We start from the raw sequence: 13,058 nt of genomic DNA, 5'->3' as shown, positions 1-13,058 counted from the left end.
GCGGTTCGCGAGCGACCCGGGGGAGGCCGGGCCCTGACGATCACTTGGCGCGCGGGTCGTGTCAAGCCGGCGGGGGTGATGTCGCGTGCGGCTTCCGCCTGTGGTGCGGACCTAGGTGAAAGTTTCAGCCTTGACGTGCGCGGATGCCCGCCCGCGCTCCCGGCGCTGGTCGGCCCGGTCTGCCCGGTTTTATGGTGACGGTCCCGAACCTCCGGCCTCTCGCGAGAGGGACATCATGGAACTCAGTGTTCGTCGTCCTGCCCAGGTTCTGCGCTTCGCCCTCGTCATCGCCCTGATGTTGACCGGCGGCGCGTTGCTGTCCGCTCCCACCGCGCTCGCCGCTACCTATCGCTCGGCCACCTCCTCGGGCTGGGGCCCCAGCCCGGCGGCGGGAAAGGCAGCCGCGGAAAACAACGCCCGCGCCGCGCTGAACCAGCAGGCCGCCGCGGCGGGCGAGGTCTGCTCGGGCGTGTCTGCCACCACCAGGCACCTCTACACCGCGCCCGACGGTTCGGCGTGGATCTACGAGGCGACCGCGTCGGGCAACTGCGAGGTCCCCTCATCCACGCCGCCGTCGTACACCGTGCCGCGCACCGAGACCAGTCAGGCCGGTGGCGCGAGCCCGTCCGTCGCCGTCGAGAACGGCTCGCAGGCTGCCCGCGCGGCGCTCCTGGCGGCGGGCCAGGCGTGCACGGGCTACGCCACGACGTCGTCGCTGGTCTACTCCGCGCCCGGCGGCGCGTGGTGGATCTACAACGTCACCGTCTCGGCCACCTGCACCCACTGACCGGTGGTCCTCGCCACGGCTCGGCCTCCACCCGGCGCTGGATCGCCGGGCCGTTGAACGATGCGGAAGGCCGCAGCACCGCCCGGGAGATCCTCAGCGGCACCATCCACCGGACCACCTGCACCAAGCGGCAGGTGGTCCGATGTGCTCCAAACCGTGTACCAAGCTGTCCGGACTGCTGGGCGAACCCCATCGAGAGCACGGGTTGAGCAGTATTTATGTAAGGCAGCTAGGTAATATGGGTTTTTGTTCCGTTGGAAGTGTACGGTGAAGGCCGTCGCCGCGAGAGCCTCGCCATACGTGTCAGGGGCAGGAGAAGCGGGCGGCACGAAAAGCGGAATGAGTCGTGAATGACCAGGCACGAGGTGGATGTCGTCGTCGTGGGCGGCGGGGGGATGGGATCGGCGGCCGCGTGGCGGCTGGCCGATCGCGGGGTCGACGTGGTGCTGCTGGAGCGATTCGAGGCGGGGCACGTGCGCGGAGCCTCGCATGGGGCCTCCCGGATCTTCCGCGTCTCTTACGCCGAGCCCGTCTACATTCGGCTTGCCCGAGAGGCCGAGAGGTTGTGGCGGGAGCTTGAGGACGTCTCGGACGTCTCCCTGCTCACCCTCACCGGCGGAGTCGACCACGGGCGGACGGCGGACCTCGACGTACTGGCCGAAGCGGCCGAGGCGGCGGGTGCGCCAGGTGAGTGGCTCGCCCCCGAGGAGGCCACCGAGCGCTGGCCCGGTCTACGGTACGACGGCAGGGTGCTCTTTCATCCGGCAGGCGGACGGCTGCACGCCGACGACGCCCTGTCGGCGCTTCAGGCGCAGGCCGTCCGGCTGGGCGCCGTCGTCCGGCACGAGACGCCGGTCACCTCGATCGCGGTACGCGGCGACGACGCCGTCGAGGTGGTGGCGGGGGAGGACGTCTACCGCGCGAAGAGGGTCGTCGTCGCGGCCGGGGCGTGGGCGGAGAAGCTGCTCGGCGGGCTCGTGCCGCTGCCGCCACTGCGCGTCACGCAGGAGCAGCCGGCGCACTTCACCCCGCTGCGCGACGACGTGGCGTGGCCCAGCTTCGTGCATCACCTTGACGGCGAGACACTGAAGGCCACGGGGTTCCTCAGCGGGGTGTACGGCCTCGGGACGCCCGGCGAGGGGGTCAAGGCCGGGTTTCACGGCACGGGGCCGGTGGTCGACCCCGACGACCGCGACTTCCAGCCGGAGCCCGCCCAGTTGCGCATTCTGCGTGAGTACGCCCGCACGTGGCTGCCCGGTGTCGACGCGGACGCTTTCACCCCGATCAGCTGCACGTACACCACGACGCCGACCTCTGATTTCATCCTGGACCGAGTGGGTCCCGTCGTCGTGGCGGCGGGCTTCTCCGGGCACGGCTTCAAGTTCGTTCCGGCGGTCGGACGCATCCTCGCCGACCTCGCCCTCACCGGTGAACGACCCGACGCGCGCTTCGCGCTGCCCCGCCCGTCCGCTGCCTGATCCCTGCCGCCGGTAAAGGTTTCCCTCTTTGGTAGCGCCATGTATTGACCAAATAACCACACATAAGCATAATTCCCGTCATGCAAGCACAAACTTCCACAGAAGTGGGCACACGTGCTGCCCGCTGAGCGGCATGCGCGGATCGGGGAGGCACTGCGTACCTCCCGTGTCGTCAGCACCGACGACCTCGCGCAGGAGCTCGGCGTGTCGGCGGAGACGATCCGCCGCGACTTCGTGGTGCTTGAGCGCCAGGGCAGGCTGTCCCGTGTCCACGGGGGCGCGACGATCACGCTCGGGCAGGTCGGCGGAGAGGAGGCCCCGTTCGCCGAACGCACCGGGACCGCCGCGGACGCGAAGGCCCGCATCGGACGTGCCGCCGCCGCCCTGGTGCGTCCCGGTCAGACCGTGATGATCGACGTGGGGACCACCGCCGTCCAGGTGGCGCGGGCCCTGTCACTGGACTTCACCGGGACCGTGGCCACCTGTTCCCTGCTGGTCGCCGCCGAGCTCTCCGAGCGGCCCGGCGTCGAGGTTCTCGTCTGCGGGGGCCGGTTGCGGACCGGAGACCTCGCGCTCTCCGGTCCGGTGGCCCAGACGTTCTTCACGGACCTGAACCCGGACATCGCGTTCCTCGGGTCGGGGGGCATCGACGCCTCGGCCGGTCTGACCGACTACCACCTGGATGAGATCGCGGTGCGAAAGATCATCCTCAGGAACGCGGCGCGCTCGTACGTGCTGGCCGATTCCGGCAAGTTCGGCCTGGTCGCCCGGCACCGGGTCGCCGAGGTGGGCGAGTTCACCGGCCTCGTCACCGAGGCGGAACCGCCGTCCGCCATCCAGGACACGTTCACCCGCAAAGGCGGGGTGATCGTGCTGTCCTGAACGTTCCCGACCGTTGAAAGAGCCGGGCGGCGCGGCAACGCCACCCGGCTTCGGACCACCGCACCGATGCACCCTCTGACAGGAAACACAGGAGTTGGGAATCCATGACCCATTATTCACCACCTGCGGCTGAGAGCCGGGGATCTTCCTCCGATGTCGCGGAATTCGGCTACAAGCAGGCGATGAAGCGAGGTACGGGGCGTTTCGCCTCGTTCGCCGTGGCGTTCGCCTTCGTCTCGATCGCCACCGGCATCTTCACCACGTACGGCTCGGTGCTGAACAGTTCGGGACCGGCGGGCATCTGGACCTGGCCGCTCGTGATCATCGGTCAGCTCGCCGTCGCGTTCATCTTCGGCTCGCTGGCCGCGCGCATCCCGGTGACCGGCTACTCCTACCAGTGGATGTCCCGGCTGGCCAACCCCGTGCTCGGCTGGATCATCGGCTGGGTCTCGTTCTCGTTCCTCGGCGTCGTGGTCGTGGCGGTCGACTACACCATCGCCTCCACCGTGATGCCCGTGCTGCTCGGCTACGAGGGCAACGCGATGAACGCCTGGGCGATCACCGGCGTGGTCATCCTGAGCCAGGCGCTGCTGGTCGGCCTCTCCACCAAGTGGACCGAGCGGGTCAACAACTTCGCGGTGACGGCCGAGTTGATCGGCATGATCGCGCTCGTCCTGCTGCTGCTGGTCGTGGGGTTCATCGCGAAGGAACTGAACTTCGCCAACCTGTTCAGCACCGGCGCCGTCCCCTCCGAGGGCTACCTCAGCATGGGCACGCTCACCTCGGCCGGCCCGTGGATGCTGGGCTTCCTGCTCGGCGCGTTCACCATCGTCGGTTTCGAGTCGGCGGCCAACCTCGCCGAGGAGACCAAGGACCCGGCCCGTGTCGTCCCCCGCGCCATGTGGCAGGCGGTGCTGGCCTCCGGTGTGCTCGGCTTCCTGTTCCTGGTCGCGGTCACCCTGCTCGCCGGTGACCCGATCGAGCTGGCCAAGTCCGGCACCCCGGTCGCGGACGTGATCAGCCGGTCGCTCGGCCCCGTCGTGGGTACGGGGCTGCTCGTGCTGGTGGTCATCGCGATCTTCGCCTGCGGCATGGTGATCATGATGACCGGCGTCCGCCTGGTCTGGGCGATGTCCCGCGACCAGCGCTTCCCCGGCTGGCAGGGCCTGCACAAGGTCTCCCCCCGCTTCGGCACCCCGCTGAACGCCACCGTCTTCATGTTCGTCGTCGGTGAGTTGATCCTGGCGATCTTCTCCACCCGGACCGACGCCCTGTTCGGCCTGTTCGCCGCCGCCACCCTGCTGCCGGCGATCATCTACACCGGCACCGTCATCATGTACGTGGTCAAGCGCAGGTCACTGCCGCCGAGCAAGGGCTTCGACCTGGGCCGCTGGGAGATCCCGGTGATCGTCGTCGCGCTGCTCTGGCTCGCCTTCGAACTGCTGCTCTTCCGTGACTCCTCGTTCGTGGAGTCGTGGGTCTACGTGCTCCTCATGCTCGCCATCGGCGCCGTGTACTTCGCCTACCTGCTGTTCACCAGGGGCACGAAGGGCCTGGTGATGCCGAAGATGCAGTCCATCGACGCGGAGCTGACCGCCGACGCACCGGACGTGGCCAAGGGCGGGCACACGGAGGGGGCGCACCGACGGTGACCACCGTACTGGCGATAGATCAGGGAACATCCGGCACCAAGGCGATCGTCGTCGACGCCCGCGGCCAGGTGCTCGGCCTTGCCGAGCTCCCGGTCCGCCCCACCTACCTGCCCGGCGGCGGGGTCGAGCAGAACCCCCGGGAGCTGCTCGACTCGGTGCTCGACGCCGGCCGTCAGGCCGTCGCGCGGGCCGGGGTACGGATCGACGCCGTCACGCTGGCGAACCAGGGCGAGACCGTCCTGGCGTGGGATCCCGCCACGGGTGAACCGCTCTCGGCCGCCATCGTGTGGCAGGACCGCCGCTCGGAGAGCGTCTGCGCGGAGCTGGGGGAGTACGGGGAGCGGATCGCCGCGACCACCGGGCTGGTCCTGGACCCGTACTTCTCCGCACCGAAGATGGCCTGGCTACGCCGGAACGTGACGGAGCAGGGGGTGGTCACCACCTCCGACTCCTGGATCATCCACCACCTGACCGGGGAGTTCGTCACCGACGTCGCGACGGCCGGCCGGTCGCTGGTCACCCGGCTGGACGACGGCGAGTGGGATCGGGAACTGCTGGAGCTGTTCGGGCTCGGCGGCGAACGCCTGCCGCGCATCGTCGCCTGCGACGAGGTGGTCGGTCACACCTCCGCCTTCGGCGGGAACGTCCCCGTCGGCGGACTCGTGGTCGACCAGCAGGCCGCCCTGCTCGCCGAGAACTGCCTCAGCGCGGGCGAGGCGAAGTGCACCTTCGGCACCGGCGCGTTCCTGCTGGCCAACACCGGCACCTCCGCCGTACGCTCCACCGCCCGGCTGGCCGCCTCGGTCGCCTGGCGGGTCCGGGGAGAGACCTCGTACTGCTTCGACGGCCAGGTCTACACGGCCGCCTCCGCCGTACGGTGGATCCAGGATCTCGGCTTCATCCGCGGCGCCGCCGACCTGGACACGGTCGCGGCGGCGGACGCCGAAGAGGTGCTGTGCGTGCCCGCGCTGGCCGGGCTGGCGGCGCCCTGGTGGCGTCCCGACGCCAAGGCCTCGTTCTCCGGGCTGACCCTCTCCACCGGTGCGGGGCACCTCGTGCTCGCCGTACTGCAGGGGATCGCGGCGCAGGTCGCCGAACTCGGCGATCTCGTCGCCGCCGACCTCGGGCAGCCGCTGACCCGGCTGCGGGTGGACGGCGGGCTCACCCGCAGCGCGGTTCTGATGCAGTCGGTCGCCGACCTGACGCGGATCCCGATCGACGTCTACCCCTCCCAGCACGCCACCCCGATGGGGGCGGTGGCGCTGGCCCGCGCCGCGCTGGACCCGTCGCTCTCCCTGGCGGACGCGGTGGACCCGTGGGAGCCGAGCACCACCTACGAACCCCGGTGGTCCGCCGACCGGACGGCCGACTTCCGCTCCCGCTGGAAAGAGGCGGTCGCCGCCACCCTGCCCGGGGAGGGAGCACGGTGAACAGCACGTTCGACGTGGCGGTGATCGGCGCCGGTATCGTCGGCTCGGCCATCGCCAGGAAGCTGGCCGGCTACGAGCTGAGCGTCGCGCTGCTGGACGCGCGTGACGACGTCGGTGACGGCACGAGCAAGGCGAACACCGCCATCCTGCACACCGGTTTCGACGCCAAACCCGGCACCCTCGAATCCCGGTTGGTCCGTGAGGGCTACCACCTGCTGTCGGAGTACGCCGAGCGGACCGGCATCCCGGTCGAGCGCACCGGGGCACTGCTGGTGGCCTGGACCACCGAGGAACTCGACGCGTTGCCGGGCCTGCGCCACAAGGCGGAGCAGAACGGCTACGACCGGACGGAGATCGTCGGACCCGAGGAGGTGTACCGGCAGCTGCCCTACCTCGGGGAGGGTGCCCTGGGCGGCCTCACCGTGCCCGACGAGTCCATCATCTGCACCTGGACCACCAACCTCGCGCTGGCCACGGACGCGGTCGGCCGCGGCGTGACGCCGCTGCTGAACCGGGCCGTCTCCTCGGTCGAGGACCGCGAAGGCCACACGGTGCTGCGTACCTCCGGCGGGGAGGTGCGGGCCCGCTGGGTGGTCAACGCGGCAGGGCTCGGCGCCGACGTCGTCGACCGGCTGTTCGGCCACGACCGGTTCACGGTCACGCCACGCCGTGGCGAGCTGCTGGTCTACGACAAGTCGGCCCGCCCGATGGCCGACCGGATCGTGCTGCCGGTGCCCAGCTCGCGTGGCAAGGGCGTGCTGATCAGCCCCACCGTCTACGGCAACGTGCTGCTCGGTCCCACCGCCGAGGACCTCACGGACCGCACCGACACCGGGACCTCGGAGCAGGGACTGCGCTTCCTGCTGGACAAGGGCGAGAAGTTGATGCCCGACCTGCTGCGCGAGGAGGTCACCGCGACCTACGCCGGTCTGCGGGCCGCGAGCGACCACCCCGACTACCTCATCGAGGCCGACGCCGGGCGGCGCTACGTGCTGGTCGGCGGGATCCGCTCGACCGGCCTGACCGCCGGCATCGCCATCGCCGAGTACGTCGCCGAACTCGCCCGCGACGCCGGCCTGGCGCTCGTGCCACGGGAGAACCTGCCTGAGCCGCCCCGGATGCCCAACCTCGGGGAGGCGTTCACCCGCCCGTACCAGGACGCCGCCCGGATCGCCGCCGACCCCGCCTACGGCCGGGTGGTCTGCTTCTGCGAGCGGGTGACCGCCGGCGAGATCCGCGACACCTTCGCATCGCCGATCCCACCGGCCACCCTGGAGGGGTTGCGCCGCCGTACCCGGGCGATGAACGGACGCTGCCAGGGATTCTTCTGCGGCGCCGAGGTCAAGAAGCTGCTTGAGGAGCACCGATGACAGCGCCGACACCGCTGACACCGCTGACACCCCCGGTGGGGGTCACGTCCGGCGACGTCACCGTCCTCACCCCGGCCGTCGTCGTCATCGGCGCCGGACCCTCCGGGCTGAGCGCCGCCCGCGCGCTCGCGCCGAAGGTCGACGGCGACGTCCTCGTCCTGGAACGGGAGAGCGCAGCCGGAGGCATCCCCCGGCACAGTGACCACCCCGGCTACGGGATCAGGGACATGAGACGCTTCATGAGCGGTCCCGCCTACGCCAGGAGACTCGTCAGGCAGGCCGAGGCCGCCGGTGCGAAGATCCTGACGAACGCCACCGTGACGAACTGGGCCGGGGAACGCGTGATCGAGGCCACCACCCCCGAAGGGCGCGTCCGCGTCGAGGCGCGGGCCGTCATCCTGGCCACCGGTGCCAGGGAGCGCCCCCGCCCGGCGCGGCTCATCCCCGGAGACCGGGCTCACGGCGTCTACACCACCGGGCACCTGCAGAACCTCGTCCACCTGCGGCACGGGAAGGTCGGGAGGAGAGCGGTCGTCGTCGGCGCCGAGCTGGTCAGCTGGTCGGCCGCGCTGACCCTGCGCGAGGCCGGTTGCCGGACCGTCCTGATGACCACCGAGTATCCCCGGCCGGACTCCTACTCCCTGTTCAGCGTTCCCGGCAGGATCCTCTTCCGGACCAGGGTCGCCACCCGCACCCGGGTGACGAAGGTGATCGGCCGGCCACAGCTGCGGGCCGTCGAGATCGAGGACCTCGACACCGGAAGGAGGCGGATCGTCGAGTGCGACACGCTCGTCCTCACCGGTGACTGGATTCCCGACCACGAGCTGGCACGCGCCGCGGGGATCACCCTGGACCCGGGCACGAACGGCCCGCTGGTCGACAACGCGCTCCGTACCGAGCGACCGGGGGTGTTCGCGGTGGGCAACCTGCTCCATCCGGTGGACACCGCCGACATCGCGGCGATCGACGGCGCTCATGTGGCACGCTCCGTCATCGACTGGCTGGCCGGACGGAGCGCCCCGGCCGAACAGGTCCGTCTCTTCGCCGACGCGCCCTTCCGCTGGGTGGCGCCGGAGATCTTCCGCCCCGGAGACCCGGCCCCGGCCCGACACCGCCTGCTGCTGTGGAGCGACCGCTACATCCCGTTCCCCCGGATCGTGCTGCGGCAGGGGGGACGGGTCATCGCCCGCAGACGACTGTGGTGGCCCGCGGCTCCGGGACGGGTGTTCCGCATCCCGAGCGGCATCCTGAGGGCGGTCTCCCCGGAGGCGGGCCCCGTGCACATCGGGGTGGAGGCCTGACATCCCTCTCCCACCGCGCCTCTACGGCATCCATCCGGCCGCACCGCTGCCGTCTCCCAGGGGGCCGGCCTGAAGCGCGAACGACTACGCGAACGCGACAACGGCGTATCTCTCGTCCTGGACGGCTCGTCCCCACAGGACGGGATCGGGCAGTGGATCGACGCGGGCGGTGTCGACCAGTGGCCGCAGCGTCGCCAGGAGACGTTCCGCCTCGACCCCGCCCGCCCACGGCAGCGGCTCGGACTTCCCCTCGTAGGGCTGATCCTCACCCGGCTCTGCCGACGCCCAACGTCCCTCGATGAGAACCAAACGCCCGCCGGGCCGCAGCAGACCGATCCACCGGCGCAACGCCTCCTGCGGATCGGGCAGGGTCCACAACAGGTGACGGGAGAGGACCACGTCGAAAGACGTCCCGGCCCGCGCGGGCGGGTCACTCGCGTCACCCACCATCATCGTGGCGTCGAAACCGGCCGCCGTGAGCTTGCGCCGGGCCTGCTCGATCATCAGCGGGGCCAGATCCACCCCGACCGGCCGGTGACCCTGCTCGGCGAGCACCAGGGACAATGAGCCGGTGCCGCATCCCAGGTCCAGGACGTCGGCGGGTGAGGCGGGCATCCAGGAGCGCAGGCGTTCCGCCCAGGCGGTCCTGACGGCGGGGTCGCGAAGACCGTGGTCGGCCTCCTCGTCGAAGGAGGCGGCGAAGGCATCCCAGAAAGACACGATCGAAGCACTTGGTCCGCTTTCGGCACTCGTCATATAGCAGCCCTTCGATGTTGAGGGGAAGTAAATCCCGCTGACCGGGATGATGCTGAGTAATGATAAGTTCCGAGACTTTCGAGAAGATCAGAAGGAAAGTCGTCCCTGCTGGAGCGGTAGACAGATCGGCGGGATATCCGGAAAATCTCAATACTTATGATCGCCTCAATGGCCGCTGGACTCAATATGTTTGGCGACTTTCCAAAGTACGTTCAGGCGCATGGAGTCATCTATTGAAAGAAGGGGAATGCTTGCTGCTTCCAATGCAGCGCCATATGCAGCATTTACTTGATGGGGATTTAGTGCTCTGGCGAGGACGCTGAGAGAACGGCTTTTCCTCTGCGCCTGCACAGCCTCTTCCTGTGCATTCGGTGTAGAGTCACTACGCAATGAGCCTGCCTTTCTTTCTCCCTCTGATGATTGTTCGAACAACTTTGCTTGTAGCATTTCCCTTTCTCCTTTATGCTGCTCCCCGTGATTGAGTAGCCGTAAAACATCTTCTACCAAAGGATTTTCTGAAAGAGTTGCAGAAACAACGATAGCGACGATCATGTTGGTGATGGTCGGTGCGATGGTAGGCGAGGGGTTCGCCAGGATTCGCGCAAACTCGGGCTCGTCTAGAAATGGAGCTCTCGGATCCAGGTACTCGCGAGAGATAAGTGGATCTTGGATCGGGTTGTTTATCTGGAAGGCAAACTTTGGGGAACGCAGAAATTCTGGAGTTATGGGCTGTCCGCTTATGGCCTCTCCCAGCGCCAGGAGTCGCGCTTTAAGGGCCGGAATCGACAACCCGTGACCAATGCCTAGTTCTGCCATCATTTGATCCAATGCCTCTGGGGCGCTTCCCGACCGCCGCTCAAGGTCGAGTAGGGTGAACGATGTCAGGACGTGACCGTCGACTGCGTACATGATGGAGCTGTCCAATTCCACGTTCCAGAAGACGCTGAAGGCGCACCCGCCGATGGAAACGGATTCCATTACGGCCTTCCTTGCCCCCTCATGGCCATTGGGCTCAAACGCTATCGCCCACTTACCCAGCGAATCGAGTTCGATTAGAGATTCTGAGTCGTCCTCTGCTTCCATTTCCTCCAACTCGTCAATCGATGCCCAAAGTCCGGTTTCCGTGTCTGCGCCGAATTTACCGGCTATCTTCTCCAGATTGTCGCCCAGACACCAGGTAAGACATAGGTCGTCAGGCAGGCCCGCTTCGATTAACTCAGCATAACTTGCATCGATAGGGTTTATCGGGTGCTCCTGTAAGGGCTAGTGCGGCAGCCCATTTGCTTCGTGAGCTGGGACGATGCGCGTCAGGTCGATGCGATCTTGGGATGACAATCCCGTGCAACGAAAGCAGTCGCTCATCTGTCTATTTCTATCAGACCGCCCGAATTTGCCGCTGTCAAAGTAACCGCTGGTGGTGCGCGATGTCGCCCCGTATCGCATACCAATGAGCAACCACCGAGCAACCGTGAACTACCCGGTCGGGCTTTACCGAACCACAGTGGGGCGATCTCGACGCTGACCTTTACAAAGGGATCGGCGGGCGAGGAACCAGGCTGGTCGGCCGGATCAATGAGCTGATTCCAACCTGGTGTCGCAGGTCGTGAGCTCGCTGTAGGTTGCTGGGTTCGGCCCTGACGTAGAGAAGCCCCTGGTATAAGGGTTGTCGACCAAGATCAACCTGTAACCAGAGGCTTCGAGTTGCTGTTCTATCGTGCTGCGCTGCCCTTGTCACGTCGGACCCTGACCTACCTTGCCGGGGTGATCCGCCGTCATCGAACCTCGATCGGTTCGACCTGGCGCCGACTCAACCCCGGGCAGCAGGCCCTGCTGGTCCTGGTCCACCTGCGCAAGGGAGAGACGTTTGCCGAGGTCGCGGCCGGATTCGGCGTCGGGGCGGCCACGGCCTGGCGCTACGTTCACGAGGCCGTGGCCCTGCTCGCGCGGCGTTCGCCCACGTTGGATCAGGCGCTGCGCACGGCCAAGCGCGCCGGATACGCCTTCGTCGTTTTGGACGGCACGCTCATCCCAATCGACCGGGTCGCCGCCGATCGGCCGTACTACTCCGGCAAACACCATCATCACGGCATGAACGTCCAGATCGTCGCTGCTCCGGACGGTACGCCGCTGTGGACGTCGGGCTCCCTTCCAGGGTCGGTGCACGACCTGACGGCGGCGCGGATCTGGGGCATCATCCGGCGTCTGGAGAGCGCCGGACTGATCACCCTTGCCGATAAGGCCTACATCGGCGCCGGCCCGCGGGTGCTGGTGCCGTACGAAGGGAGGAAGAAGCCTGCCTCGCAGAAGGCGGCCAACTCCGCCCACGCCAAGCTCCGGGGCACTGGCGAGCGCGCCAATGCGGTGCTGAAGACCTGGCGCATCCTGCGGAAACTACGCTGTTGTACCCTTCGCGCAGGTCAGCTCATCAAAGCCATCTGCGTTCTCCAGACCCGCGAATCGGGATGAAATACGTTCACTGCACTTAAATAGGCATTACGTTTTTCGATGAGCCGGATTGGGGATTGATTCGCGTGCCCGATTTGTTGTGGAGGCGTAGGAAGAATGCATCTCCGTCTAGCAGGTGATCGTATGTGTAGTAATATTTGATGCCACCTTTGGGTTTCACCAAGTAGTTCACGCCTCGTGGCCGGTAGTTACCCGCGTCGTTCGGAAGACTTTCCTGCCGCCATACAAGAACCCCCGGCGTGAGCGCACTCTGCGCATCTAGTGGGCCGTCACACAACCTTGCTGGGGAAACCAGACCTGAAGAGAGCCGGTCACCCGGTCGTGATACCCGGTCAACGTTCGGAGACGGGCCACTAGCCTGAGGAGGTCGACCCTTCAGGGGAGGCAGAGCCTTATGCGCGACGTCATCACGGGGCACACGATCAGACGCCAGCGTGAAACCAAAGGCATGAGCACCACGGCGCTGGCAACGCGGGCAGGGTGCACAACCCGGCACATCGAACTGATCGAGCAAGGCAAGCGAATCCCCTCGATACCGCTGCTGCGGCAGATCGCCTTCGTCCTTGGCGTACGCACCGTCGTGCTCCTCGGCGAGAGTCCCCGTGACTTTCACGAGCCTGACCGTCCGCAGGTCGCCGACATCGAACGTGCCATCTACCGGTTCAAGGGGCGGTACGGGGGCGGCGGGTGAGTTCGGTCTGGTCGGTCAGGGCGGCGCTGAGGCGATCGGGGCAGGCGCGTTGGAGAAAGTATTTGGCTCCGGCCTTGTGTTCCTGGACGGTGAGGGGGCGGTGGCGCAGGGCGATCCAGCGGCCGAGGACGGGATCGTGGTCGATGTACCAGCCGGGGAAGGCCTGGCGTAGTGCGGTGAGCGGATCGTGGGGTGGAGCGGTCATGAGGGCTCCTGTCTGGGGGACGCGGGCGGGGCCGGGTGCG

The 13,058-nt window shown here is 67.6% G+C and carries 12 protein-coding genes; 9 read left to right on the top strand and 3 right to left on the bottom strand.

Annotated elements, in window-relative coordinates; translation table 11 throughout:
- Nucleotides 1-235 precede the first annotated feature (235 nt).
- From ABZ664_RS15610 to ABZ664_RS15580, 7 genes are all read left to right on the top strand, one after another.
- Entirely contained in the window at nt 236-787 is a 552-nt protein-coding gene (locus ABZ664_RS15610; RefSeq protein ID WP_362509048.1) for a hypothetical protein, read from the top strand.
- Nucleotides 788-1,137: 350 nt separating this feature from the next.
- Complete coding sequence (locus tag ABZ664_RS15605) at nt 1,138-2,265, top strand: FAD-dependent oxidoreductase (protein ID WP_362509045.1); 1,128 nt, start codon at nt 1,138-1,140, stop codon at nt 2,263-2,265.
- A gap of 114 nt (nt 2,266-2,379) precedes the next feature.
- Nucleotides 2,380-3,147, top strand: a complete 768-nt coding sequence (locus tag ABZ664_RS15600; RefSeq protein WP_362509042.1) for a DeoR/GlpR family DNA-binding transcription regulator — start codon at nt 2,380-2,382, stop codon at nt 3,145-3,147.
- Between the two features lie 182 nt (nt 3,148-3,329).
- A complete protein-coding gene (locus tag ABZ664_RS15595) occupies nt 3,330-4,799 on the top strand; it encodes an amino acid permease (RefSeq protein WP_362509039.1) in 1,470 nt (489 codons plus the stop codon).
- Nucleotides 4,796-6,229: an FGGY family carbohydrate kinase gene (locus ABZ664_RS15590; protein WP_362509035.1), complete on the top strand. Its 1,434-nt coding sequence runs from the start codon at nt 4,796-4,798 to the stop codon at nt 6,227-6,229. The genes ABZ664_RS15595 and ABZ664_RS15590 overlap by 4 nt, the downstream gene beginning before the upstream one ends.
- Nucleotides 6,226-7,599 (top strand): NAD(P)/FAD-dependent oxidoreductase, encoded by a 1,374-nt coding sequence (locus tag ABZ664_RS15585; RefSeq protein WP_362509032.1) that lies wholly within the window; start codon nt 6,226-6,228, stop codon nt 7,597-7,599. Before ABZ664_RS15590 ends, ABZ664_RS15585 begins: the two co-directional genes overlap by 4 nt.
- A complete protein-coding gene (locus ABZ664_RS15580; protein WP_362509029.1) occupies nt 7,596-8,900 on the top strand; it encodes an FAD-dependent oxidoreductase in 1,305 nt (434 codons plus the stop codon). Before ABZ664_RS15585 ends, ABZ664_RS15580 begins: the two co-directional genes overlap by 4 nt.
- Nucleotides 8,901-8,984: 84 nt before the next feature.
- Here ABZ664_RS15580 and ABZ664_RS15575 read toward each other — a convergent pair whose 3' ends face one another.
- The gene (locus tag ABZ664_RS15575) at nt 8,985-9,620 is read right to left on the bottom strand and encodes a class I SAM-dependent methyltransferase (protein WP_362509026.1); all 636 of its coding nucleotides are present in this window, start codon (nt 9,618-9,620) and stop codon (nt 8,985-8,987) included.
- Between the two features lie 201 nt (nt 9,621-9,821).
- Nucleotides 9,822-10,805 (bottom strand): DUF6461 domain-containing protein, encoded by a 984-nt coding sequence (locus tag ABZ664_RS15570; RefSeq protein ID WP_362509255.1) that lies wholly within the window; start codon nt 10,803-10,805, stop codon nt 9,822-9,824.
- A 552-nt stretch (nt 10,806-11,357) separates the two neighbouring features.
- Between ABZ664_RS15570 and ABZ664_RS15565 the strand changes: the two genes are divergently transcribed.
- Nucleotides 11,358-12,122 (top strand): transposase family protein, encoded by a 765-nt coding sequence (locus ABZ664_RS15565; RefSeq protein ID WP_362509023.1) that lies wholly within the window; start codon nt 11,358-11,360, stop codon nt 12,120-12,122.
- 394 nt (nt 12,123-12,516) lie between these two features.
- Nucleotides 12,517-12,813: a helix-turn-helix transcriptional regulator gene (locus tag ABZ664_RS15560; protein ID WP_362509020.1), complete on the top strand. Its 297-nt coding sequence runs from the start codon at nt 12,517-12,519 to the stop codon at nt 12,811-12,813.
- Here ABZ664_RS15560 and ABZ664_RS15555 read toward each other — a convergent pair.
- On the bottom strand, nt 12,785-13,018 hold the full coding sequence (locus ABZ664_RS15555; protein ID WP_362509017.1) for a hypothetical protein: 234 nt from the start codon (nt 13,016-13,018) through the stop codon (nt 12,785-12,787). The two genes, ABZ664_RS15560 and ABZ664_RS15555, sit on opposite strands and share 29 nt — an antisense overlap.
- Nucleotides 13,019-13,058: the final 40 nt, after the last annotated feature.

Origin of the sequence: Streptosporangium sp. NPDC006930, from assembly GCF_040635605.1 — a bacterium.
In the GTDB taxonomy this organism is placed as follows: Bacteria; Actinomycetota; Actinomycetes; order Streptosporangiales; family Streptosporangiaceae; genus Streptosporangium.
This window is presented reverse-complemented; position numbering and strand designations above follow the sequence as displayed.